At 66.1% G+C, this 23,143-nt stretch carries 23 protein-coding genes; 18 read left to right on the forward strand and 5 right to left on the reverse strand.

The genetic code is table 11. The features are described 5' to 3' along the window. The 4 genes from ACVWY0_RS01120 to ACVWY0_RS01135 are packed head-to-tail and all read left to right on the forward strand — an operon-like array spanning position 1 to position 4,585. Complete coding sequence (locus ACVWY0_RS01120; RefSeq protein WP_485835084.1) at positions 1-285, forward strand: F0F1 ATP synthase subunit epsilon; 285 nt, start codon at positions 1-3, stop codon at positions 283-285. Between the two features lie 10 nt (positions 286-295). Further along, positions 296-727 (forward strand): DUF2550 domain-containing protein, encoded by a 432-nt coding sequence (locus ACVWY0_RS01125; RefSeq protein ID WP_252600084.1) that lies wholly within the window; start codon positions 296-298, stop codon positions 725-727. 4 nt (positions 728-731) lie between these two features. Beyond that, the gene (locus ACVWY0_RS01130) at positions 732-2,039 is read left to right on the forward strand and encodes an alpha/beta hydrolase (protein WP_485835085.1); all 1,308 of its coding nucleotides are present in this window, start codon (positions 732-734) and stop codon (positions 2,037-2,039) included. Continuing rightward, complete coding sequence (locus ACVWY0_RS01135) at positions 2,036-4,585, forward strand: bifunctional lysylphosphatidylglycerol flippase/synthetase MprF (protein ID WP_485835086.1); 2,550 nt, start codon at positions 2,036-2,038, stop codon at positions 4,583-4,585. Before ACVWY0_RS01130 ends, ACVWY0_RS01135 begins: the two co-directional genes overlap by 4 nt. A 142-nt stretch (positions 4,586-4,727) precedes the next feature. Here ACVWY0_RS01135 and ACVWY0_RS01140 read toward each other — a convergent pair whose 3' ends face one another. Together ACVWY0_RS01140 and nucS are read right to left on the reverse strand one after the other, a co-directional pair. After that, positions 4,728-4,931 carry a cold-shock protein gene (locus ACVWY0_RS01140; protein WP_011692441.1) on the reverse strand — a complete coding sequence of 68 codons (204 nt, stop codon included), beginning with the start codon at positions 4,929-4,931 and terminating at the stop codon, positions 4,728-4,730. A gap of 338 nt (positions 4,932-5,269) precedes the next feature. Then, positions 5,270-5,965: an endonuclease NucS gene (gene nucS / locus ACVWY0_RS01145; RefSeq protein WP_485835087.1), complete on the reverse strand. Its 696-nt coding sequence runs from the start codon at positions 5,963-5,965 to the stop codon at positions 5,270-5,272. A 37-nt stretch (positions 5,966-6,002) separates the two neighbouring features. On the opposite strand from nucS, the gene ACVWY0_RS01150 reads away from it, so the two are divergent. Beyond that, positions 6,003-6,359: a hypothetical protein gene (locus tag ACVWY0_RS01150; protein ID WP_058932022.1), complete on the forward strand. Its 357-nt coding sequence runs from the start codon at positions 6,003-6,005 to the stop codon at positions 6,357-6,359. 99 nt (positions 6,360-6,458) lie between these two features. Then, on the forward strand, positions 6,459-7,259 hold the full coding sequence (locus ACVWY0_RS01155) for an alpha/beta hydrolase (protein ID WP_485835088.1): 801 nt from the start codon (positions 6,459-6,461) through the stop codon (positions 7,257-7,259). 37 nt (positions 7,260-7,296) lie between these two features. Here the strand turns inward: ACVWY0_RS01155 and ACVWY0_RS01160 are convergent, their stop codons facing one another. Beyond that, positions 7,297-8,616, reverse strand: a complete 1,320-nt coding sequence (locus ACVWY0_RS01160) for an AI-2E family transporter (RefSeq protein WP_485835089.1) — start codon at positions 8,614-8,616, stop codon at positions 7,297-7,299. Positions 8,617-8,832: 216 nt separating this feature from the next. Here ACVWY0_RS01160 and ACVWY0_RS01165 point away from each other — a divergent pair, with 216 nt between their 5' ends. The 8 genes from ACVWY0_RS01165 (at position 8,833) to ACVWY0_RS01200 (ending at position 18,191) form a co-directional block, all read left to right on the forward strand. Beyond that, positions 8,833-10,530 carry a DUF8094 domain-containing protein gene (locus ACVWY0_RS01165; protein WP_485835090.1) on the forward strand — a complete coding sequence of 566 codons (1,698 nt, stop codon included), beginning with the start codon at positions 8,833-8,835 and terminating at the stop codon, positions 10,528-10,530. 65 nt (positions 10,531-10,595) lie between these two features. Continuing rightward, the gene (locus ACVWY0_RS01170) at positions 10,596-11,603 is read left to right on the forward strand and encodes a tetratricopeptide repeat protein (RefSeq protein ID WP_485835091.1); all 1,008 of its coding nucleotides are present in this window, start codon (positions 10,596-10,598) and stop codon (positions 11,601-11,603) included. Then, complete coding sequence (locus ACVWY0_RS01175; RefSeq protein WP_485835092.1) at positions 11,603-12,700, forward strand: NADH:flavin oxidoreductase/NADH oxidase; 1,098 nt, start codon at positions 11,603-11,605, stop codon at positions 12,698-12,700. Before ACVWY0_RS01170 ends, ACVWY0_RS01175 begins: the two co-directional genes overlap by 1 nt. Before the next feature lie 70 nt (positions 12,701-12,770). Next, positions 12,771-13,577 carry an ABC transporter ATP-binding protein gene (locus ACVWY0_RS01180; RefSeq protein WP_485835093.1) on the forward strand — a complete coding sequence of 269 codons (807 nt, stop codon included), beginning with the start codon at positions 12,771-12,773 and terminating at the stop codon, positions 13,575-13,577. After that, a complete protein-coding gene (locus ACVWY0_RS01185; protein ID WP_485835094.1) occupies positions 13,559-15,130 on the forward strand; it encodes a transporter in 1,572 nt (523 codons plus the stop codon). Before ACVWY0_RS01180 ends, ACVWY0_RS01185 begins: the two co-directional genes overlap by 19 nt. Before the next feature lie 30 nt (positions 15,131-15,160). Continuing rightward, entirely contained in the window at positions 15,161-15,943 is a 783-nt protein-coding gene (gene nagB / locus ACVWY0_RS01190) for a glucosamine-6-phosphate deaminase (protein WP_485835095.1), read from the forward strand. Positions 15,944-16,065: 122 nt separating this feature from the next. Then, positions 16,066-16,407 (forward strand): DUF3039 domain-containing protein, encoded by a 342-nt coding sequence (locus ACVWY0_RS01195; RefSeq protein ID WP_056349372.1) that lies wholly within the window; start codon positions 16,066-16,068, stop codon positions 16,405-16,407. After that, the gene (locus ACVWY0_RS01200; RefSeq protein WP_058932030.1) at positions 16,407-18,191 is read left to right on the forward strand and encodes a DEAD/DEAH box helicase; all 1,785 of its coding nucleotides are present in this window, start codon (positions 16,407-16,409) and stop codon (positions 18,189-18,191) included. The genes ACVWY0_RS01195 and ACVWY0_RS01200 overlap by 1 nt, the downstream gene beginning before the upstream one ends. Before the next feature lie 3 nt (positions 18,192-18,194). Here the strand turns inward: ACVWY0_RS01200 and ACVWY0_RS01205 are convergent, their stop codons facing one another. Further along, a complete protein-coding gene (locus tag ACVWY0_RS01205) occupies positions 18,195-18,827 on the reverse strand; it encodes an isochorismatase family protein (RefSeq protein WP_248760022.1) in 633 nt (210 codons plus the stop codon). Continuing rightward, a complete protein-coding gene (locus ACVWY0_RS01210; RefSeq protein WP_485835096.1) occupies positions 18,827-20,155 on the reverse strand; it encodes a nicotinate phosphoribosyltransferase in 1,329 nt (442 codons plus the stop codon). Before ACVWY0_RS01210 ends, ACVWY0_RS01205 begins: the two co-directional genes overlap by 1 nt. A 96-nt stretch (positions 20,156-20,251) precedes the next feature. Here ACVWY0_RS01210 and clpS point away from each other — a divergent pair, with 96 nt between their 5' ends. The 4 genes from clpS to ACVWY0_RS01230 all read left to right on the forward strand — a co-directional run bounded on the left by clpS (position 20,252) and on the right by ACVWY0_RS01230 (position 23,134). Continuing rightward, entirely contained in the window at positions 20,252-20,644 is a 393-nt protein-coding gene (clpS, locus tag ACVWY0_RS01215) for an ATP-dependent Clp protease adapter ClpS (protein WP_485835097.1), read from the forward strand. Further along, positions 20,637-21,203 (forward strand): DUF2017 domain-containing protein, encoded by a 567-nt coding sequence (locus tag ACVWY0_RS01220; RefSeq protein ID WP_485835098.1) that lies wholly within the window; start codon positions 20,637-20,639, stop codon positions 21,201-21,203. Before clpS ends, ACVWY0_RS01220 begins: the two co-directional genes overlap by 8 nt. Positions 21,204-21,272: 69 nt before the next feature. Then, positions 21,273-22,340 (forward strand): glutamate racemase, encoded by a 1,068-nt coding sequence (murI, locus tag ACVWY0_RS01225; protein WP_248760027.1) that lies wholly within the window; start codon positions 21,273-21,275, stop codon positions 22,338-22,340. Next, positions 22,337-23,134 (forward strand): MBL fold metallo-hydrolase, encoded by a 798-nt coding sequence (locus tag ACVWY0_RS01230; protein WP_485835099.1) that lies wholly within the window; start codon positions 22,337-22,339, stop codon positions 23,132-23,134. Before murI ends, ACVWY0_RS01230 begins: the two co-directional genes overlap by 4 nt. Positions 23,135-23,143: the final 9 nt, after the last annotated feature.

Raw genomic sequence — 23,143 nt, forward strand, 5'->3', positions numbered from 1 at the left:
ATGGCTGAGCTTGAGGTTGAGATTGTCGCAGCGGATCACTTCGTGTGGTCTGGAGCGGCCAAGATGGTCAAGGCCCGCACCAGCGATGGTGAAATCGGAATCCTGCCCGGCCACTCGCCCCTGCTGGCGATCCTGGCCGAAGGTGAACTGGCCATCGAGCCGGTTTCCGGGAACCGTATTGCCGTAGTTGTTGACGGCGGATTCTTCTCCGTTGACAACAACCGCGTGGTGATCGTTGCTGACAACGCCCAACTGGGTGACGCGGTTACTGCTGGGATCCGCTAGCACGACCCTGATGGACGCTCCGACTTTTACGTTCATCTCCTTGGCAATCGTTTTCGGATTGCTGATTTTCGCACTGGGCCTTTCGGGGGTGCGCCGCTTCAATCTGCGGCGCGCCCTTGGCACAGTGGACGCCTCCATTTGCGTTGCTGGAAACAGCTGGCAGATGGGGGTTTGTCGTTATCAGGACAACGACCTTGAATGGTTCCGCCTGCTGTCCCTGAGTGTGCGTCCCAAACATAAGTTCAAGCGCAGCTCCCTGGAGCTGCTGGGCCGCCGCAAGCCCACCGAGGCCGAGGCCGTGAAGGTCCAGCCCGACGTCGTGATTGTCGAACTGCGGTACGAAGGCCAGGATTTGCGGCTGGCCATGAAATTCGATGCGTACGCGGGGCTGTCCTCCTGGCTGGAAGCCGGGCCGGTCATCGGCGTGGGTACCTGGCGCTAGCCACGTGGACTGGATTGCTGATATCCGGTTGACCGACGGACCGGTGTACTGGGCCGCCTGGGTCCTTGGTGCCGCCGCGGCTCTGTCCCTGATCTGGCCTCCGCGCGCCCTTGGCCGCCGCCGCTGGTTCCTCAGTGTTGCCGCCGCTGTTACCGCAGCCGCCGCCGTGGTGCTCCTGGTCCATTGGATCCTTATCTATTGGGCCTCTGCCTTCCCCGAAGAACTGCCGTTCGACGTCTTGGCCTGGGTGTTCCCGGCCGTGGCCGCCCTCCTGCTGGTGTTGCTCCGGCTCCCCACGGCGTCGTGGCGCCGCCGTGCGCTCGATGTGCTCGCCCTCCTGGCCGTGGTGTTGCTGGCTGCGGTTCAGATCAACGCGTATTTCGGCCTCAACCGGACAGTTGCGGACCTGACAGGAACGGCGCTGAGCCGCATCCCGGCCCTGGAACAGGAGCTGATGCGCCAGCCGGACAGCCCTGCCACGCCCCTGGACGGATGGAAACCCTCCAATGAGATCCCTGCCGACGGCGTTGTTCGCACCGCATCCATTCCAGGAACGTCCTCGGGTCTCCAGGCACGCGACTCGTACATCTACCTGCCACCGGCCTACTTTGCTTCGAATCGTCCCAGCCTTCCGGTCCTGGTTCTGGTCCCCGGCCAGCCCGGCGGCCCTGCCGACTGGTTGACCGGCGGGTCGCTCCCGGCACGCATGGACACTTTCGCCGCCCGGCACGGGGGAGTGGCGCCTGTTGTGGTGGTGGTTGATCCCAATGGCAACCAGTCCGCGAACAATCTCTGCATGGACAGCGCCATCGCCAGGGCAGACACTTACCTCGCAGTGGACGTGCCGGCATGGATCTCGGGAACGTTGGACGTGGACTCCGACCACCGGCAATGGGCCATCGGCGGTTTCAGTTTTGGTGCCACCTGCGCAGTTCAGATGGCCACCCGCCACCCGGAGCTGTACGCGGGTGTTCTCGCCTTTTCCAGCGAGAGCGAGCCTGCGCTGGCCAAGGAACGCCAGAAAACGGTTGATGCGGCCTTTCACGGCGACACCGCTGCCTTTGATGCCCAGGTACCGCTGACGCTGTTGAAGGAGCGCAAATATCCTGGCAGCGTGGCGTATTTCGCGGCCGGGGCCACCGATCCGGAGTTCGTGGCAAATCTGCGGACCCTTGAGGCGGCGGCCCGAGGGGCAGGTTTCACCGTGGGCTCGGACGTGGTGGCTCACACCGGCCATTCGTGGGACGTGCTGACTCCCGGCATGGACAACGGGCTTGAGCTGCTGGCTGCTCACTGGGGGTGGGCGAAATGAGGGAAGCTGGCGAATCCCGTGCGCCGGCCCTGCTCTGGTCAGCCGTCCTGCTTCCGGCTGGCCGAAGAATGCGGGGCTACCTGCGGTCGGTGCCACTGACGCTCAGCATCCTCGGCATTTTCCTGTTGGTCGGGGCGGCAACCGGCAGCTTCCTCAGCGGACCGCCGGAAGAGCTTCTATCCCTCGCAGGCGTCAGCGCCCCTGGTCTGAAGGCTGGCAACTGGTGGGCACTGGTGACGTCACTGTTCTTTGCCACGAACCCGCTGGCCTACCTGGTGGCGTCCCTGATGATCCTGCTGCTGCTGGGCCTGGCCGAGAGGAACCTTGGGCCCCTTCAGACTGCGGCGTTTTTCCTCGGCGGCCAGTTTGTTGCTGTCACAGTCTTCCTGCTCCTGACCCAGTTGGCGAGGTATGCGGGAGACGGCTGGCTGGGGCTGATGGCCGACAATAGCCTGATCGGTCCCTACGCCGCTATCCTTGCGGCGTCGCTGGCCGCGAGCGGCAGGATCCCTGTTCTGTGGCGGCGCCGGTTGCGGACGGCGCTGCTCTCGGTGTCGCTCCTGCTGGTCCTGTATGTGGGGCATGCCGAGACCGTCATCGGCCTGGTAGGTGCAGCGGTGGGTCTCGCAGCCAGCTGGTGGAACCAGGGCGACCACGGCCAGCTTCATCCGCCCCGCTCGAGCGGCCGGGAAACCAGGAACCTGCTCGCCCTCACGGTGGCCGTGTTTGCCGTGGGACCCATTCTTACCGCCGTTGCCCGGACGCCCACCGGCCCGCTTGCGCTGCTCCGGGACGTGGTGTTGAACCCCATGCCCACATTGGGTCAGCTCGAAGCAAACTGTGGAGCAACAGTGGAGGCATCCTGCCTGGAGGTGGGGCGGACGGGCTTCGCCGGACCCTTTGGCCTCGCCCTGGCAGTAGTGCCGGTGGTTCTGCTCCTCATCTGTGCTGACGGAATGCGCCGCGGCCGCCGCATGGCACTGCGCATCACATTGGCCCTTCAGCTGGCCGTCACGGCGATGGCCGCCGTCTACCTGGCCCTGTTCGCGCTGATCCCGCACTATTCCGCGCGGCCGCACACAGCCGCCATGGGTTCAGGTTTTGCCCACATCCTGCCTTTGGTGATCGTCCCACTGCTGCTGGCGGTCCTGCTCTGGGCTAACCGCCGCCAGTTCCGCGTCGAGACGATCCCTGCCGCCCGCCGTCGGCTCCTGGCGGTGGTCGGTGGCGTCTGGCTCCTCCTGGCCGCGAGCTACGCCCTGGCCTGGTTTGCCGCTGGGGGAATGACGCGCGACGGCGGCCTGCTGGGCTTGCTGGCCGAACTGTCCAGGCAGTATCTGCCGGTCCCACTGCCGAATCTCTACCACCGGGTGTTTGCTGAACGGTACGGCCTTGAGTCCCTGATCTTTGGATACTCCGGACCGGTCTTCTGGCTGGTTGCCCTGGCCGGCGTCTGGTCCGTGCTCCTGGGCCGGCATCATGGCAGCGATTCGGGCCACGACGACAGGGCCGCCGCGCGGAAGCTGTTGCACGAGGGCGGCGATTCACTGTCGTGGATGGCCCTCTGGGAGCCCAACCGGTACTGGTTCAGCCCGGATGCACGCGGCGCCGTCGCCTACCAGCTGCACGGCAGTGTTGCCCTGACGCTGGCCGGTCCCTTCGGTGCGGCAGACTCCCGTCAGCGGACTGCCGAAGGGTTTCTTTCCTACTGCGGCAACCGCGCGCTCATCCCGGCCTTCTACTCGTGCGATGACACGCTGTGGCCCCTGCTGCAGGACCGGGGCTTCCAGCGCGTGTCGGTAGCGCAGGAGACCAGGCTGTCCGTCCGGCAACTTGAATTCACGGGCAAGGAATGGCAGAACGTCAGGACTGCCCGCAACCGCGCCGCCAAGATGGGCGTCAAAGCCGTCTGGGGCACGTACCACGGGCTTCCGTCCGCCCTGCGTGCCCGGCTCAGCGAAGTGTCGGAGGAATGGGCGGCAGGAAAATCAGTTCCGGAAATGGGATTCACGCTGGGCGGCATGGATGAGCTGATGGACGACGAAGTGCTCTGCTGCCTGGCCGTGGACGGCGACGGCCACGTGCACGGGGTAACGAGCTGGTTGCCCGTTTACGACGGCGGGACGCTGGTCAGCCGCACTCTGGACGTTATGCGCCGGGGTGCTGACGGATTCCCCGGGGTGATGGAGTTCCTCATTGCTTCGGCGGTCCTGGAGTTGCGCGAATCCGTGGAGGTGATCTCGCTCTCCGGGTCCCCGCTCGCCAGCCGGCCCGGCGACGAAACGCCGGGGGAGCCGGTGCCGGCAGAGAACCTCGTCCGCATCCTCGATGTGGTGGGCCACGCCCTCGAACCGGTCTACGGATTCCGGTCCCTGGCGGCTTTCAAATCACGCTTCAAACCCGAGTACCGGACGCTTTACCTGTATTACCAGGATCCGCTGCAGTTGCCGGCGATCGGACGGGCGCTCACCCGGGCCTATTTGCCCGGCCTTTCGCTGCGGCAGGGGGCACGGCTGGTCCGGGGCCTGGTGGGCCAGGGAAGCTGATCCTCACAGCGGCCCGAACGATTTGCCACTGGAAAGTCACGGTGGACAAAGACATTGCGGACAAAGAAAAGACCCCCGGCACGGATGCCGGGGATCTTTTCTTCGCTGGAGGCCACACAGATGGCGGCCGCCGGGCGGGGGACTAGACCAGCGTTACGCCGGTAGCCTGGGGGCCCTTGGCACCCTGACCGATTTCGAACTGAACGCGCTGGTTCTCGTCGAGGGTCTTGAAGCCACCGGTCTGGATTTCCGAGTAGTGAACGAAGACATCGCCATCGGAGTCATCCGGGGTGATGAAGCCGAAGCCCTTTTCAGCGTTGAACCACTTGACGGTTCCCTGTGCCATTTATTTCTCCTCATTATGGAACTTGTCTAAGTCCGGCACACCTCGTGCCGGACTCGGTCACTCCGCGAGAAGAATCCTTCAATGCCGTTCCTGGGAACCTGCGCTGCAGGAGCTTCGCGCTCGCAACATGTCTTGCGAGCATGAAAAACACCTACACAAAGACTGGTCTAAGAATTTCACGCCGATTCCGTCAGGTCAACGGTCTTAACGGCCAATACGGCAAATTTTGCGGTATAAAACGGATGAATCCCCTTGTCAGGGGGTCGAAGGCGTCATCGGTGCGGATATCCGGCGTCAGAAAAGCGGAACTCGGCGTCAGAAAAGCGGATTGCGGGCCCTCAGAAAAGCCGGGAGTCGCTGTCGTCCACACCGCGCATGGCGTCGTAGTCCAGCGTGATGCAGTCGATGCCGCGGTCGTTGGCCAGCACCTTGGCCTGCGGCTTGATCTGCTGGGCAGCGAAGATGCCGCGGACCGGGGCCAGCAGCGGATCGCGGTTCAGGAGTTCAAGGTAGCGGGTGAGCTGCTCCACGCCGTCAATGTCGCCCCGCCGCTTCAGCTCGATGGCCACGGTGGCCCCGCTGGCGTCGCGGGCCAGGATGTCCACCGGGCCGATGGCGGTGAAGTATTCGCGGCGAACGAGCGAAAAACCTGAGCCCAGGGTCTCGATCTGATCGGCAAGCAGGCGCTGGAGGTCGGCTTCGACGCCGTCCTTGATCAGGCCGGGGTCCACCCCGAGGTCGTGGGAGGATTCGTGCAGCTGCTCGTGGATGTTGATGATCAGGCGGTCATCGGTCTTGGCGGACTGGACGGTCCACTGTTCCGTGACGCCAAGCTCCAGGTCAATGTCCTCCGGCGAGGACACCCGCAGGGTTGCGGGCGGGCTCATCCAGTTCAGCGGCTTGTAGGAGCCGCCGTCGGAATGAACCAGCACCGAGCCGTCGGCCTTGACCAGCAGGAGCCTGGTGGCAAGGGGGAGATGGGCTTTGAGCCGGCCAACATAATCAACTGAACATCGGGCTATGACAAGTCGCACGCCGTACACACTACCGGGGCTGGGGCAGAATGGAGGTATGCCGCGTTCCAACCGTCCCCGCCGCCCTGCCTCCGGAAAGCCGGGCATAGCTGGCGGAAAGCCGGTAGGCAAGAAGGGCAACGGCGACGTTCCGGAGTTGGATTTGGAGCGGGCGCGGGCTGGAATCGCCCGCCGGGAAAGCGCGCCCGACGGCGAGTGGACGGTCAGGACCATGACCGCCAGGAACGCGGAAAAGACCTACATTTGCCCTGGCTGTTCCACCGCTGTGGTCCCCGGCATCGCCCACCTGGTGGTCTGGAAGGACGATCACATATTTGGTGCGGCCGCAGGCCTGGCTGAGCGCCGCCACTGGCACACCAACTGCTGGCTGTCCCGGACGTACCGTTACCGCTGACTCGGAATAGCCCCGGCGAACGGCTCCGCCCCGGAGAAGCCGCGTTAAGAGCCAGCGCACTGCGCCTGGCGGACGGCGGGAGTCGCTAAGCTGGCAGGCATGACTTTTGATCCGGCGTCGTTCGAATTCAGCCAGCCAACAGGGCCCGCGCCCATCCGCGCCTCAACAGTGTTGCCGGCCCGGCGCGAGAACATCCAGCTCCGCACGGAGGATGGCCACACGCTGGTGGGGGAACTGGCGCTGCCCGAGTCCGGCCAGATCACCGCGACGCTGATCACCCTGCATCCGCTTCCGACGCACGGCGGTTTTATGGACTCGCACGTGTACCGCAAGGCGTCCTACCGGCTTCCGGCCCTGGCCGGCGTGGCTGTGCTTCGTTTCAATACGCGCGGGACGGAGTCGCCGCGGGGAACCAGCGCAGGTTCCTTCGAAGAGGGGATTGGCGAGCGGCAGGACGTTGAGGCGGCGGTACGTTTCGCCGTCGCACGCCAACTGCCCAACCGCTGGCTGGTGGGCTGGTCCTTCGGCACCGAACTGGCGCTGATGTACGGTGCCGTTGAGCCGGTGGCGAGCCAGATTGAAGGTGCCGTCCTGCTGTCGCCTCCGCTGCACCGCGCCACCGAAGCCCACCTGCGCCTCTGGGCGGACTCCGCCAAGCCGCTCACCGTCCTCGTGCCGGAGCATGACGACTACCTCCAGCCCGCCGCCGCCGCTGAACGTTTCAGCTTGGTGCCGCAGGCCCGGGTGGTGGGTGTCGACGGCGCCAAACACCTTTGGGTGGGGGAGAAATACGCTTCCCGCGTGCTCAACGAAATCGTCGACGAGGTGACGGAGGCAGGCTCCGGACCCGAAGGCCTGCCGCAGGTGTGGAACGGCCCGGTGGCCACCGCGGCCGCCTAGCGGCTGCCGCTAGTGGCTGCCCGCTAGTGCCTGTCCGCTAGTGCTTGTCCTGGCGGACGATGTAGATCTCCTTGATCAGCAGTAGGATGGCCGCCGCCGTCGGGATAGCTATCAGCGCGCCCAGGACTCCGAGCAGGCTGCCGCCGGCAATGACCGAGATCACGGCCACGGCGCCCGGGACGGCCACGGCTTTCTGCATGATGCGCGGCGAGATGAAGTAGGCCTCGAACTGGAGGTAGGCGAAGTAGCAGATGCCGTAGACGGCGGCGGTCTGCCAGCCCTCCGTCAGCGATACCAGCAGGACCACGATGCCGGCGATCATGCCGCCCACCAAGGGGATGAATGCCAGCAGTGCCACCATGAAGGCCAGCAAGAGGGCGAACGGGACACCCACAATGGACATCACGATGAACGCGAACGTGGCATTGAGCAATGCCACGCAGGCCTGCCCGATCACGTAGTTGCCGACGGATCGGGTGATCTCCTCGGAGAGGGCCTCAACTCGGGCCCGGCGAGACCGCGGCGCCAGCCGGTAGCCCCACTTCTTCATGGCCGGGAGGGCTGCCAGGAAGTAGAGGCTCAGGACCAGGACGATCAACGTGCCGAAGAGACCGTTGGCCAGGGTGGAACCGAAGCCAACCACGCCACCGAAGATCCCGCCCATCGCCTCGGGGTTGTTGACGAACTTGTCGAGTTCCTCGTTGATGCGGTCGCGCACACCAAACTGGTCATCCACGTTGCGGAAGAACTCAGAGTCGATGAAGTCCCGTACCCAGGTGGGTGCCTGCACCACAATTTGGGTGACCTGTTCCACGATGGTGGGGATGAGGGTAGCGAAGAACCCTCCCACAGCCACCACCAGGACCAGGACGGCCAGAAGAATGCCGACCGGGCGGGGAATCCGGCGGTTCTCCAGCCAGCCGACCACGGGTTCCAGGCCAAGGGCTATGAACAGGGCAGCCACAATCCACAGCAGCAGCTGCGTGGTGTTGGAGCCGATCCAGTAGACCAGCAGGGCCAGGCCCACTCCAACAGTGCCCATGAAGCCCATGTAAAGGGGATGTTGCATCGACATCCGGGGACCCGGACGGCCAAACTGCGCCGCTCTCCCGCCAGTCCCCCCGTCTTCGATGGCGGCAGATTCTTCCGTGTGGTTGTATTCCGGCGGGATCTCAAACCGGAGCCTGGGCTGGGCGCCCGGCAGCGGCTGGCGCAGGCGCCGTACAAGCTGGCCCAGGGCAGCAGCTGCGGAGCCCCGTCGCTTCGCCGTCGCAGGCATGTCCGGCGAGGATTCCAAAGCGCCAGCGGCCGGTTGATTTTCGTGTCCCGTGGAGGACTCTTCCGTCTTGTCAGTCACTGGATTCTGGGGCCTGTTCCGTGCGTGGCGCCGCATTTGCGGGCCGGTGTGATGATCATCGCAAACACTATCAGCAGCCTTGCCAACAGGAGCGAGGGCGTCCGCCGGGCCGCCCGGGCGCCGCCGATTCCGGACTCCGCTGGCGCCCAAACGGGGGTTCTGGTAACAAAACGGTTACTATTGAAAGTAAACCCCCGCGAATGATAGGTGTTTCCTTTGCGCTTCAAGACTGCAGTTGCACTCGTGCTGCTCGGCCTCCTGACACTTCTGGCCGGCATAGGCCAGAAAACCATCTGGGCTCCCTCCGAGACCTTTACGGCTTCCGCCCCGGCAGATGCCGCCGATGCACCCTTGACCGTCATCGACCAGAACCTGCGCACGGCGCAGGGCGGAACGGTTAAAATCAAGATCGAAGGCGAGGGCAATTTCATGCTCGCGGCCGGCCGGCCTGATGACGTGGACGCCTGGGTGGGCCCGACGGCCTACAACACCATCACCGGTGTTTCCGAGGACAAGAAGTCGCTGCAGGTTGAGCACACCGACGGCGACGCGACGGCGCCAAATCCGTCGGGATCCGACCTCTGGGTTTCCACTGAGAACGCGAGCGGTGAGCTGGAGTACTCGTGGACGCCGCCCGCTGACGGCGAATGGTCACTGCTGCTGGCGTCCGATGGCACCAAGCCCGCACCGTCGTCGATCTCCATGACGTTCCCGAATGACACCTCCACCCCGTGGGCCATCCCGCTCATGGTGATTGGCGGCCTGCTGATCCTCGCCGGCATTGCCCTGGTGGTCCTGTCCGCACGCAAGCGGGACGGCGAAGGCAACGGCACGGGAAGCCTGTTCGCCCGGCGCGCCCGGGCCAAGGCCGAGGCAAGGTCCGCCTCACGGCTCGGCATGGTGTCCGGCGGCATGGTCACCGCCGCAGTGACGGCCCTCGTGGTAGCCGGCACGGGTGCCGTCGCCAACGCGGCCACCACACCCGCGCCTGCTCCCACGGAATCCGGTTCCGCCGCCGCAGGCCAGGCAGCATCCCCGGTCCTCCTGGACGCCCAGTTCCGCAGGATCCTGGAGCAGGTCTCCAGCACCGCCGACGCCGGTGATGCCGCAAAGGACGCAGCCAAGCTCGCAGAGCGCGTAGCCGGGACGGAGCTTGAGGTCCGTACGCAGAACTACAAGATCCGTTCCCAGGTGGGAACTTATGAAGCCCGGATGCCCGTCCGTTCCACCAAGCTCCTCACCACGGTGGTCACCAGCGACCGCAGCTGGCCGCGTTCAGTCCTCGCCGTTACGCAGGGTGACGGCAACGTCGTCCCGCAGCTGCTCACCCTGGTCCAGCCCTCCCCGCGGGAGAACTACAAGCTGACCGAGACCACCCCGCTGCAGCCGGGAACTACGTTCCCCGCCATCGGCCGGAACGGCACCGACACGCTGGCCGCCAACGACAAATCCGGCCTGCTGTACAGCGGCGAAGAAGCCCTGGCCGGGCTGGCCGACCGCCTGACGAATTCAGAGTCGAGCTTCAAGGACAAGCTGGTGGAGGGCGCATCCTCGCCGTACATCGCCGACACGCTCTCCTACCAGGCCGAGGTAGTCAAGTCCGGCGAAAACGGCAACTTCTCCTTCACCCACAAGGTAGTACCGGAAAGCACTGTGGTGTTCCGGACGGCCGACGGCGGGGCGCTGGTGCTGGGCCGGATCAACTTCGGCTTTGATGGCACGCCCAAAGCCTCCGGTGACAAGCTCACCATCGGCGACGACGCCGCGGCGCTCGCCGGCGGCAAGGAAACCACCACCGGCATGGTCCTGAACTTTGCTGAATCAATGGCGGTCTACGTTCCGCCGGCAGGTTCTACGGATCCCATCAAGCTGGTGGCCGCAACGCGCGGGCTGGTAGGCGCAAGCTTCAAATAGGCCCGCAGGGTCCAGTCCCTGATGCAGTACCCCCGGCAGCGGCCGGAGTGGCTAGAGTGGAAAGCATGAGTTCGCCAGCTTCCCGCCCAGTCCCTCCAGCCGCTGCCAGCCTGCTTAACCTGCGTGGCGCCGTCGACCTTTCATCCCTGAAACAGGGCCAGGCGCCTCCTGCGGCTCCCGGCAATCCGCCTGTTTCCGGGGATGCGGGTGCCAGCGCAGAAGCGGGTGCGGTAACGCCCGACGACGGCGCGGCACCGCTGCGGGTCACTGTCACCGAAGGCAATTTCCAGGAACTCGTGGAGCTTTCCGCCCAGGTTCCGGTGGTCTTCGCGCTATGGGCCGCGTACTCGCCGGAATCCGCCGCGATGCTCGACTCGCTGGAGCGGGTCATCAACAGCTACGGCGGCCGCCTGGTCTTGGGGGCGGCGGACATCGAAGCCTTCCCGCAGCTGGCACAGGCCTTCCAGGTCCAGGCCGTCCCCACGGCCGTCGCCGTCCTCAAGGGCCAGCCCGTACCGCTCTTCCAAGGCGGTGCCGAGGAATCCCAGATCCGCCCCCTCCTGGATGAACTGCTGAAAGTCGCGGCGGCCAATGGGGTTACGGGCAGCCTCGGCGGGGGCAGTGCGCCCATGGAGACTGAACCAGCACCTCTTCCGCCGCTGCACCAGGCCGCGTTCGATGCCATTGAGGCGGGCGACTATGAGGCCGCCGCCGTGGCCTACCGGCAGGCCCTGCTGGAAATGCCCGCCGACGCCGACGCCAAGGCCGGCCTGGCCCAGGTGGAGCTGATGGCCCGGCTCCAGCCGCTCTCCGCCGAGGACTCGGAAGCCTTGCGTACCCTCGCCGCCAACGAACCTGACAATCTGGCCGCCCAGCTGGGCGTGGCGGACCTGGACGTGTCCGGCGGCCACGTGGAGGACGCGCTGAACCGCGTAGTCAGCTTCATCGGCCGGAACTTCGGCCCGGAACGGGAGACCGCCCGGGTACGGCTCTTGGAGCTCTTTGATGTAGTGGGCACGTCCGACCCCCGGGTTGCCAAGGCACGCCAAGGACTCGCCCGGGTCCTGTTCTAGTGCCCGCCCTGTTCCAGCCGCTCAAGCTCCGTTCCCTGGAGCTCACGCACCGCGGCTGGGTCTCGCCCATGTGCCAGTACAGCTGCGGTCCCGACGGCGCCCCGGGGGTTCCGAACGACTGGCACCTGATGCATCTGGGCTCCTTCGCCGCAGGCGGCGCCGCATTTATCCTCACCGAGGCGGCCGCCGTGAATCCGGCCGGCAGGATCAGCCCCCGTGACGCCGGCCTGTACAACGACGAACAGGCCGAGGCCTGGCATCGGATCACGTCCTTTGTACACCGGCATGGTGCGGCGGAAGCGAAGATCGGTGCCCAGCTTGCCCATGCCGGCCGGAAAGCCTCCACCTACTGGCCCTTCGCCGGGCAGTGGGGGAGCGTCCCGGAATCCGACGGCGGCTGGCCCACCGTGGGTCCATCAGGGCTTGCCTTCGACGGCTACGCCGAACCCGCTGCAATGACCGAGGCACAGATCCAGGACGTTATTGCCGATTTCGCGGCGGCCGCAGTGCGTGCGGTTGACGCCGGCTTCGACACCATGGAGATCCATGGCGCGCACGGCTACCTCCTGCACCAGTTCCAAAGCCCGCTGATCAATACCCGGACCGATTCCTGGGGAGGGGACGAGGCCGGCCGGAACCGGCTGATGCTCGCCGTGGTCGATGCCGTCCGCAACGTCATCCCCGAATCCATGCCCCTGCTGCTGCGGATTTCAGCCACCGACTGGGCGCCGGGCGGCGTCGATGTCCAGGCTTCGGTCCGGCTGGCCGCCCTGGCGGCGGAGCACGGGGTGGACCTTATCGACGTCTCCAGCGGAGGAGCCGTGGCCCATCAGGACATCAGGCCGGGTCCGGGCTACCAGACGGAGTTCTCCGCACGCATCCGCCGGGAAGCCGGGGTCCCCACCGGCACCGTGGGCCTGCTGACTTCCGCAGGCCAGGCCGAGCATGCCGTGGCCACCGGACAGGCCGACGGCGTGTTTATTGCCCGGGCCGCGCTCCGGGATCCGCACTGGTGGCTCCGGGCGGCGTATGAACTGGGGCACGACCTCCCCTGGGCACCGCAGTACGAACGGGCCATTCCGCGGCATTCGTTCTAGGCTTCCCTACGCCTTGGCCTACTCCTGCGGGAGGACCCCTTCGGCAGGGCCCTGGGTCTAGGCTGGCATCATGACTGCTGCGCATCCTGATCCCCACACTGATCCGGTGGTGCACGCCGGGCCCGTTCCTGCCTTGTCCATCCGCGGCCTCGCCAAGCGTTTCGGCGGAAAAATCGCCGTGGACGGCATCAGCCTCGACGTCCCGGCAGGCTCATTCTTTGGCATCGTGGGGCCCAACGGCGCCGGCAAGACCACCACGTTGTCCATGGCCACCGGCCTGCTGCGGCCCGACTTCGGGACAGCCGTTGTCCACGGGGTGGACGTCTGGGCCCGGCCGCTGGAGGCCAAGAAGCTGATGGGCATCCTCCCTGACGGTGTCCGCCTCTTTGACCGGCTCACCGGCGAACAGTTGGTCACCTACGCCGGGCTGCTGCGTGGCATGGACAAAGACGTGGTGGCCTCCCGCGTGGGGGAGCTGTTGTCCGCCCTGGACCTCAACGAGGACGCCGGGACCCTCGTGGTGGACTATTCGGCTGGCATGACAAAAAAGATCGCCCTCGCCTCGGCCCTGATCCACGCCCCGCGGCTGCTGGTGCTCGATGAACCCTTCGAGTCCGTGGATCCCGTCTCGGCGGCCAACATCCGGTCCATCCTGGACAGTTATGTAGCCTCCGGCGGGACGGTGATCGTCTCGAGCCACGTCATGGACCTGGTCCAGCGCATGTGCGACCACGTCGCCGTGGTGGCGGACGGCAGGCTCCTCGCTGCCGGGACCGTGGACGAAGTCCGCGCCGGGGCAACGCTGGAAGAAAGGTTTGTCCAGCTGGTCGGCGGACGCAACCACACGGAAGGCCTGGAATGGTTGCGCACCTCCTAAGGCTCAAACTGACCCTGCTGCGGAACGGCCTTCGCCGCAGCCCCTGGCAGCTCGTCGGCCTGGCGTTCGGCGGTCTCTATGCCTTGGGGCTGGTGGGACTAGTGGTCGTGGCACTGATCCTGCTGCGCACTGTAGACCCCGAACTGGCCCGGACGGTTGTGGTGCTTGGTGGTTCAGCGGCCCTCCTGGGCTGGGGCCTCATTCCGGTGGTCGCGTCCGCCGCGGACCTGACCCTGGACCCTGCCCGCTTCACCACCTCCGCCATCCCCATCCGCCAACTGCTCACGGGGCTGGCCCTCGGCGGGCTGATCGGCATCCCCGGCCTGGCCACGGCGCTCGCAGCGCTCGCCACCGTGTGGACCTGGGCCCGTGGCCCCCTTCCCGCGGTTGCCGCACTGGTGGGCGCCGCCGTCGGCGTTCTGACATGTATTGTCCTGTCCAAAGTGGTCACCACGGCCACCGCCAGCCTGGCGTCGTCGCGCCGGTTCAAGGATGTCAGCGCCATCGCATTTATGGTCCCGCTGGTCCTGATGGGCCCGATCGTCGCTGGCGTGGGCAGGGGCATCACCGCCTCGACGGGTTTCCTGCCGGAGCTGGCTGCCACCTTGTCCTGGACGCCACTTGGTGCCGCGTGGTCCCTCGGTGGTGATGTTGCGGCTGGCCGCCCGGGAGCGGCCGCACTGAAACTCGTGATCGCCGCTGCAACCCTCGCAGTCCTGTCCTGGTGCTGGAAACTGCTCCTTGAACGGGCCCTGGTCAACCCGCCCTACGCCGGCAGCGGGAGCCGCAAGGGTGGCAAACTGGGGCTGTTCGACCTGCTGCCGGCCACACCGGCCGGTGCAGTAACAGCGCGGGCGCTGACCTACTGGCTGCGCGATCCCCGCTATTCCGGTTCCCTGGTGGTTATTCCGCTGCTGCCCATCCTCCTGCTGTTCCAAGGCACCCAGTCGGGGGATTACGGCACCCTGGCGTTCGCGGCTCCCCTGGCTGCGTTCCTGCTGGCCTGGTCCATCTCAGCGGACGTCTCCTATGACAACACGGCATTCGCGCTGCATGTGGCCACGGGCGTCCGCGGTGTGGACGACCGGCTGGGCAGGGCGTTGGCCTGCCTGGCTTTTGCCCTGCCCGTGGTGCTGATCTTTGCAGTGGGCCAGTACTTCTTTACCGGCAGCTGGTCGGAACTGCCCGGCCAGTTGGGCTTGAGCCTGGGCATCCTGTTCACCGGGCTTGGCTTGTCGTCCGTGGTGTCGGCACGCTACACGGTGGCCGTCCCGTTGCCCGGGGACAGCCCGTTCAAGAAGCCCCCGGGCAATGTAGGGCAGACCCTGGTGGTGCAGTTTGCCGGCATGGGCGTCCTGAGCCTGCTGGTCCTGCCCGAGGTGGGCCTGCTCATCGCGCAGCTGGTCACGGGGAATGCCATGTTCGGGTTGGCCAACCTGGCCGTCGGCCTGATGCTGGGACTGGCGCTGTTTGGGGCGGGCATTCGGCTGGGTGGAAAGTGGCTTGATGCCCGCGGACCCGAACTGCTGGCCCAACTGACCGTCAACCGCTGATTCGGTAAAGCACAAGAAAGGCGACCGGACATGGAAATTGTCATCCTCCAGGGCAGCAAACAGATCGGACAGCTCGTCGCCGATGCCATCGAGGCCCTTCTCCGGCGAAAGCCCACCGCCGTACTGGGCCTCGCCACCGGGTCATCGCCGCTGCCGGTCTACGACGAGCTGGCGGCGCGGCACCAGCGTGACGGGCTGGACTTCAGCAATGCCCATGCCTTTGCCCTGGACGAATACGTGGGGTTGGACCACGGGCATCCGGAGTCCTACCGGGAAGTCATCCGGCGGGAATTCACCAGTCGGGTCAACATCGCCGAAGGCAACGTCCATACGCCTGACGGTGCGGCCGCGGACCTGCCCGCGGCCTGTTCCGCCTACGAGGAGGCCATGCGGGCAGCGGGCGGCGTGGACCTGCAGCTCCTGGGCGTGGGTACGGATGGCCACATCGGCTTCAACGAGCCCGGTTCCTCGCTCGCATCCCGGACCCGCATCAAAACGCTGATCGAGCAGACCCGCCGGGACAACGCCAGGTTCTTTGGCAGCCTGGCAGAGGTGCCGCACCATGTGGTGACCCAGGGGCTGGGCACCATTCTCGAGGCCCGGCACGTTGTCCTCATCGCTACCGGGGCACAGAAGGCACCGTCCGTCCGCGACTTCGTGGAAGGACCCGTCGCCGCCATCTGCCCGGCCTCGGTCCTCCAGTTCCACCCGCACGCCACCATCCTGGTGGATCAGGCCGCGGCATCGTCGCTGAAGCTCGCCGACTTCTACCGGCACACGTACGATCACAAACCTGACTGGCAGGAGCTGTAATTCCGGCCACACACCACGGGCGGGTGCCTAGCGGCGTTGCGCGGAACAGCCGACGGCGGCGGGTGCAGTGAGTGCAAAACGGTCCTCCCGCCGTCGAACGTCCTCCGTCCCGGGACGCTAAGATGGATGCCATGACTAGCATGACGGACCCTCTCGAAAACGACCCGATGCGCGAGCTTTCCGGGGCTGGAACGTCCACGGCAACCATCGAGCGCGAAGAGCTGCGCCAGGAAGTGGAGCCCGGTGACCGGGAACGCTTCTCGCACTACGTGCGCAAGGAAAAAATCATGGAATCCGCGCTGACGGGTGATCCTGTCATTGCCCTCTGCGGCAAAGTGTGGACGCCGGGCCGGGATCCGCAGAAGTTCCCGGTGTGCCCCATGTGCAAAGAGGTTTATGACGGCCTCCGCCCGGGGAACGACGGCGGCAAGGGTCCCGGAGGGGACTCGGGCAACAACAAGTAGTGACGGAGACGCTCTTTGGCGGCCCCACCCTGCCACCGGCTTATCCGGAACGCGCAGCCTGGGGAACCGCCCAAAAACTCCGTGCCTGGCAGCAGCAAGCCCTTGACCTCTACTTCAGGACCGATCCCCGCGACTTCCTGGCCGTAGCAACTCCCGGCGCCGGCAAGACCACCTTCGCGCTGCGCGTGGCCTCCATGCTCATCGAATCAGGGGCGGTCAACCGCGTCACCATCGTGGCGCCCACGGACCACCTGAAACGGCAGTGGGCCGACGCCGCTGCCAAGGTGGGCATCGCCATCGACCCCAACTTCAAGAACTCCGACGGCCAGCACGGCCGCGGTTTCGTTGGCGTCGCTGTCACATACGCGCAGGTGGCCAGCAAACCCATGCTGCACCGCGCCAAGACCGAGGCCGCCCGCACGCTGGTGATCCTTGACGAGATCCACCACGGCGGCGAAGCCCTGTCCTGGGGCGACGGCCTCCGCGAAGCGTTTGACCCTGCGGCACGGCGCCTCTCCCTGACCGGTACGCCGTTCCGCTCCGACACCTCGCCCATCCCTTTTGTTGAATACGCGCAGGACAAGGACGGCATCCGGCGCTCGAAAGCGGACTACACCTACGGCTACGGCAATGCCCTGCGTGACCATGTGGTGCGCCCGGTCATGTTCATGGCCTACTCGGGCCAGATGCGGTGGCGCACCAGTGCCGGCGAGGAAATGGCGGCCTCACTGGGCGAGTCCGCGGTCACGAAGGACATCACGTCGCAGGCGTGGCGGACGGCGCTGAACCCGGCCGGGGAATGGATTCCCGCTGTCCTGGCGGGGGCGGACAAACGCCTCAGCGAAGTGCGCCGCACGGTTCCGGACGCCGGCGGGCTGGTCATCGCCACGGACCACGAGGATGCCAGGGCCTATGCCGGGCAGCTGAAAAGGATCACCGGCGAATCGCCCACCGTGATCCTTTCCGACGACGCCAAGGCCTCCAGCAAGATCGAGGAATTCACCGTGAGCGAGAAACGGTGGATGGTTGCCGTCCGGATGGTGTCCGAAGGCGTTGACGTGCCCCGGCTGTCCGTCGGCGTGTATGCGACGTCCACCTCCACGCCGCTGTTCTTCGCCCAGGCGGTGGGCCGCTTCGTGCGTGCCCGCAAGCGGGGCGAGACCGCCTCGGTGTTCCTGCCGTCCGTGCCGACGCTGATGGCCCTGGCCAACTCGATGGAGGCCGAACGCGACCACGCGCTGGACCGCCCCGAGAAAGAGGACAGCGACGGCCTGTTCAATCCCGAGGACTCGCTGATGGAAGAGGCCAACCGGGAGGACAAGGCGTCCGACAGCCTTACCAAGGGCAAGTTCGAGGCCCTCGACTCACAGGCGTCCTTCGACCGCGTATTGTTCGACGGCGGCGAGTTCGGCACCGGGGGAGAAGTGGGCTCGGAGGACGAACTGGACTTCCTGGGCATCCCCGGGCTGCTGGATGCCGAGCAGGTGGGGACGCTGCTGCGGCAGCGCCAGCACGAACAGCTCAACCGCAAGAACCGGCGCGCACCGGCAGCCGAGCCGGCCGCCGCGGCGCCGGCCATACCGGACCACCGGATGCTGATGGACCTGCGCAACGAACTGGCCAAGAACGTGGCGGCCTGGTCGGCGCGGACCGGGACCCCGCACGGTGTGGTGCACACGAAGCTGCGGACCGTCTGCGGCGGCCCTCCAGTGGCCCAGGCGAACGAGGAACAGCTTCAGTCCAGGCTGCGGAAGCTCCAGGACTGGTTCATCGGCCGGAAGTAGTACTTACGCGACTTCGACGCCGCCCAGCTCCATTTCGGCGACGGCATCCTCCAGGTCCTCGGCAATGCCGGCGGTGAGTGAGCGGATGACCGTGACGGAGTAGCCGGCCTGGACCGCGTCCAGCGAGGTGGCCATCACGCAGAAGTCGGTGGCGATCCCCACCACTACAACGTCCTCCACATCGTGGCTTTGCAGCCAGTCGTCCAGTCCGATGGCGTTGTCCGCCGGTGCGTAGGCATCTGCGTCAGCGGGCATGGCGCCCGGCTGCCGTTCCCCTGTGGGGACGGCATCCTCAGGAGCCAGCAGGCCCTCAAAGCCGGAGTACGCCGCGGCGAACTGGCCCTTCTGGAAGTAGGCCTGGATGTATTCGCTGTCCAGGTCCGGATGGAGTTCGGCGCCGCGAGTGCCGGCCACGCAGTGCCGCGGCCAGCTGTCCTTGTGATCGGGCGTGTCGGAAAAATGCGCGCCGGGATCGATGTGCCAGTCCTGGGTGGCAACTATGTGGTCGAACTCATTGTGATGGGCGTCCACGTACTCGCTGATGGCTCCGGCAACACCGGCACCCCCGGCCACGGCCAGGGAGCCGCCCTCGCAGAAGTCGTTCTGGACGTCAACGATGATCAGGGCGCGGGACATCAGTTCTCCTCGTAGATGGTGGGGATGGCAGGCTCGCCGCGCTGCAGTCGGTTGACGACACCGGGCAGTTCGGCCATGGTGTCCGCGTGCCGTTGGCGGGCGCGGACCACACCCTCGTGTCCGGTCCAGCCCGGCAGCAGCTCGCCGTTCTTCATAAACTGCTGAAGCAGCGGCCGGTCGTTGCCGTCGTCTTCGGGGCGGTGGCCGATGCCCACAATTTCCTGGGTGGCCACCCCCCGCTCGTTGAGCTTGCGCAGCGCGTACTTCCGGCCGCCCATGCTGGTTTTGTTCTTGGCGGTTTTCGCCACGGAGACGAAATTTCCGGAGTCGTCGGTGCGGCTGACGAGCTTGTAGACCATGCTCGCTGTGGGTGCACCGGAACCGGTGACCAGCGAGGTGCCCACACCGTAGGAATCCACCGGGGCGGACTGCAGCGCGGCGATGGCGAACTCGTCCAGGTCCGAGGTGACCACGATCTTGGTGTTCACGTTGCCGAGCTCGTCCAGGAGGCGCCGGACCCATTGGGCCTGGGCCACGAGGTCGCCGGAGTCCAGCCGGACGCCTCCCAGCTTGGGCCCTGCCAACTCGACGGCGGCACGCACGGCTGCCTCGACGTCGTACGTGTCCACCAGCAGCGAGGTGCCGGGTCCGAGGGAGGCGATCTGCGCCTCAAAGGCTTCCCGCTCGGTGTCGTGGAGGAGCGTGAAGGAGTGCGCGGCGGTCCCTACCGTTTTGATGCCGTACCGGAAGCCGGCCTCGAGATTGGAGGTGCTGTCGAACCCGGCAATGACGGCGGCGCGGGCTGCCGCGACTGCCGATTCCTCGTGCGTGCGTCGGGATCCCATTTCAATGCAGGGCCGGTTGCCGGCCGCGGTGATCATGCGGGAGGCGGCGGAGGCGATGGCACTGTCATGGTTCAGGACCGAGAGCAGGTAGGTTTCCAGCATGCAGGCTTCGGCAAACGTTGATTCGACAATCAGGATGGGGGAGTTGGGGAAGTACGCCTCGCCTTCCGGGTAGCCCCAGATGTCACCGGAAAAGCGGTAGTTCGCCAGGTAGTCCAGGGTGTCCTGGTTGACCACGCCGGTCCGCCCCAGGAAGTCCAGCTCCGCTTCGCCGAACCGGAAGTCGGCGATGCCTTCCAGCAGGCGGCCCGTTCCCGCCACAATCCCGTACCGCCGGCCGTCCGGCAGGCGCCGGGCAAAAGCCTCGAAGACCGACCGGCGGTGTGCGGCGCCCGAGTGCAGGGACGCCTGCAGCATGGTCAGCTCGTAGTGGTCTGTGTAAAAGGACGTGCGGGGATGGTCCCAGCTGGCGGAGATACTCACAAAATTCACTCTAGTCCCCACCGGCTCCCCCGTCTCGCTTCGCTTCGCCGCGGGGCCCTCGCCGGCGTGGGCCCATACTCCCCATAGAATGGACAGATGACCTTAAGCGTTGCGCTCGGCCCTGATACACAGGAGGGCACCCGGACCGGGACAGAGGCGTCCACCGACTCCCTGACCGCCCCGGACATCCCTTGGAACCTGGTGATTTGGAACGATCCCGTCAACCTGATGAGTTACGTCAGCTATGTCTTCCAAAGCTACTTCGGCTACTCCGAGTCCAAAGCCAACAAGCTGATGATGGAAGTCCACAAAAAGGGCCGGTCCATTGTTGCCCACGGCAGCAAGGAACAGGTTGAGCGGCATGCCGTGGCCATGCACGGCTTCGGCCTCTGGGCCACCGTGGAGAAGGCCTCCGGTGGGAATGGTGGAAACTCCAAAAACTCAGGAAAATCCGGCGGGTCCGGGCAGGGCAAGGGGAAACGTGGCTAAGGCATTCAAATACGGACTCAAGGGCATCACCGGGTTCCTGGAACCCGCCGAACGGGAACTGCTCCGCAGCCTGATCGATGACGTCATCTCCATGCTCCAGCCGTCCGAACACACCAGCCAGGATCCGCTGGCCGCCCTGATCGGACTGGATATGGACGTCCAGGAACCGACGGACCGTGCCGTTAAGCGGTTGCTGCCCAACGTGATGAAGAACGACGACGGCGCGTCCCTGGAGTTCCGCCAGCTCACCGAGCGCTCGCTGCGGGAAACCAAGATCGGCGCGCTGCGCGCCGCCGCGCTGGACCTGGACAGGGACGAAGTGGTCCTCACCGCCGAAGGGGCAAGGTTCTGGTCCATGGCCCTGAACGATGTGCGCCTGGTGCTGGCGGAACGCCTGGATATCCGGGATGAAGAGGACGCCGAACACGTGCACCTGATGCAGGACTGGTCCCAGGCCGAGGACGTGGAAAGTTACCTTGCCCTGGTGTACAACTTCACCACGTGGCTGCAGGAATCACTGGTCCAGGCGATGCTCCAGTCCCTGGACTCACGGGCCTGAACTGCTGTCCTGTTCCGGGATTCGACCGCCAATGTGACAAATTTGACATGAGTCGGGCGCCACAATGTGATGGCTGCGGCCCCGGGGAAGACCTATCCTCGAATAATCATGACTACAGCCTCGAGCATGGATCCGTCAGGCGCAGCCGCATCGGACTCCGCAGCCAGCAGCACCACCGCCCAGGTGGGGTCCCGCCCCATCGGCATCTTTGATTCCGGTGTCGGCGGACTGACCGTGGCGCGGTCCATCATCGACCAGCTCCCCAACGAGTCCATCCTCTATGTGGGGGATACCGCCAACGGGCCCTACGGGCCCTTGCCCATTGCCGAAGTCCGCGCCAACGCCCTGGGCGTGATGGACGAACTGGTGGACTCCGGCGTCAAGCTGCTGACCATTGCCTGCAACTCGGCGTCGGCCGCTGTCCTGAGGGACGCCCGCGAGCGGTACACGGCGAAATACGGCATCCCCGTCATCGAGGTGATCCAGCCGGCCGTCCGGCGGGCTGTCGCTGCCACCCGCAGCGGGCGTATCGGCGTCATCGGAACCTCCGCCACCGTTGGTTCACGGGCTTACGAAGACACGTTCGCCGCCGCGCCGGACCTGGCGATCACGTCCGTGGCCTGCCCAGAGTTCGTGAGCTACGTGGAGGCCGGGATCACCACCGGACCCGCCTTGCTGGCTATTGCCGAAGAGTACCTGGCGCCGCTGAAGGCGGCAGGTGTGGACACCGTGGTGCTGGGCTGCACGCACTATCCGCTGCTGACCGGCGTCATTTCGTTTGTCATGGGCGACGCCGTGACGCTCGTGTCCAGCGCGGAGGAGACGGCGAAGGACGTGTACCGGGCCCTCGCAACCCACGACCTTCAGCGCACTGCTGTAACACCGCCGGAACACCACTTCATCGCCACCGGTGACGCCGGCCAGTTCGAAACGCTGGCCCGCCGTTTCCTGGGGCCGGAGGTCCTGTCCGTACGGCACGTGGACCATGTGGCGGCCCAGTACCCCACCGGCAGCCTGGCGCGGATCACGCCCGAGATGATCGCGGCTGCGCAGACCGCCAGCGCCCGGCAGTCGTCGTCGGGACCTCGGATTTCGAACTTTGTGGGCGCCCATCGGGCCGGAGGACCTGCCCTGTGAAGCTCACCATCGTCGGCTGCACCGGCTCGTTTCCCGGCCCGAGCTCCCCGGCGTCCTGCTACCTCCTGACCGCCAACGACGGCGAGCGGACGTGGAAGATCGTGATGGACCTTGGCAGCGGAGCCCTTGGCGCCATCCAGCGATACACGGACCTTGAGGACATCGACGCGATCTTCCTCACCCACCTGCACCCGGACCACTGCATGGACTTGTGCGGCCTGCACGTGGCCGTCCGCTGGAAGCCCGGCGGCTGGGGACGCGGCAGGATTCCGGTGTGGGGCCCCGCCGCGACGGCGGACCGGATGGCCACCGCCTACGGCCTGGAACTCGATCCGGGGATGCACGAGGAATTCGACTTCACGAACTGGACCGAACGGGAATCCGTCACGGTGGGGCCGTTCACGGTGACGCCGTTCGCGGTGAACCACCCCGTGGAGGAGGCCTACGCCCTGCGGGTGGAAGTGACCGAACCGGACAAGCAAGGCAACGCTGTCAGCCGGATCCTGACGTATTCCGGGGACACCGATTCCTGCGCAGGACTGGAGGAAGCGGCAAAGGACGCTGACCTGTTCCTGTGCGAGGCCGCCTTTGAGGAAGGCCGCGACGACGACATCAAGGATGTCCACCTGACCGGAAAGCGTGCCGGCGAGGCCGCGGAGAGCGCGGGCGCACGCCGGCTGTTGCTCACGCACATCCCCGTCTGGACATCGCCCACCACCGTTATGGCCGAAGCGCGCCCCGTGTTCGGCGGCGACGTGGCCGTTGCCGTGGCCGGTGTGCACTACACCGTCTGACCCGCTGCC

This window comes from Arthrobacter sp. UYNi723 (genome assembly GCF_054057635.1).

Excerpts from the sequence above, each read along its gene's own strand:
- clpS (WP_485835097.1), top strand. The coding sequence starts at position 20,252 with ATGACCTTAAGCGTTGCGCTCGGCCCTGATACACAGGAGGGCACCCGG.
- murI (WP_248760027.1), top strand. The coding sequence starts at position 21,273 with ATGGCTGCGGCCCCGGGGAAGACCTATCCTCGAATAATCATGACTACA.
- nagB (WP_485835095.1), top strand. The coding sequence starts at position 15,161 with ATGGAAATTGTCATCCTCCAGGGCAGCAAACAGATCGGACAGCTCGTC.
- ACVWY0_RS01140 (WP_011692441.1), bottom strand. The coding sequence starts at position 4,931 with ATGGCACAGGGAACCGTCAAGTGGTTCAACGCTGAAAAGGGCTTCGGC.
- ACVWY0_RS01170 (WP_485835091.1), top strand. The coding sequence starts at position 10,596 with ATGAGTTCGCCAGCTTCCCGCCCAGTCCCTCCAGCCGCTGCCAGCCTG.
- ACVWY0_RS01120 (WP_485835084.1), top strand. The coding sequence starts at position 1 with ATGGCTGAGCTTGAGGTTGAGATTGTCGCAGCGGATCACTTCGTGTGG.
- ACVWY0_RS01195 (WP_056349372.1), top strand. The coding sequence starts at position 16,066 with ATGGATGCCATGACTAGCATGACGGACCCTCTCGAAAACGACCCGATG.
- ACVWY0_RS01185 (WP_485835094.1), top strand. The coding sequence starts at position 13,559 with ATGGTTGCGCACCTCCTAAGGCTCAAACTGACCCTGCTGCGGAACGGC.
- ACVWY0_RS01205 (WP_248760022.1), bottom strand. The coding sequence starts at position 18,827 with ATGTCCCGCGCCCTGATCATCGTTGACGTCCAGAACGACTTCTGCGAG.
- ACVWY0_RS01155 (WP_485835088.1), top strand. The coding sequence starts at position 6,459 with ATGACTTTTGATCCGGCGTCGTTCGAATTCAGCCAGCCAACAGGGCCC.
- ACVWY0_RS01125 (WP_252600084.1), top strand. The coding sequence starts at position 296 with ATGGACGCTCCGACTTTTACGTTCATCTCCTTGGCAATCGTTTTCGGA.
- ACVWY0_RS01180 (WP_485835093.1), top strand. The coding sequence starts at position 12,771 with ATGACTGCTGCGCATCCTGATCCCCACACTGATCCGGTGGTGCACGCC.
- ACVWY0_RS01135 (WP_485835086.1), top strand. The coding sequence starts at position 2,036 with ATGAGGGAAGCTGGCGAATCCCGTGCGCCGGCCCTGCTCTGGTCAGCC.
- ACVWY0_RS01150 (WP_058932022.1), top strand. The coding sequence starts at position 6,003 with ATGCCGCGTTCCAACCGTCCCCGCCGCCCTGCCTCCGGAAAGCCGGGC.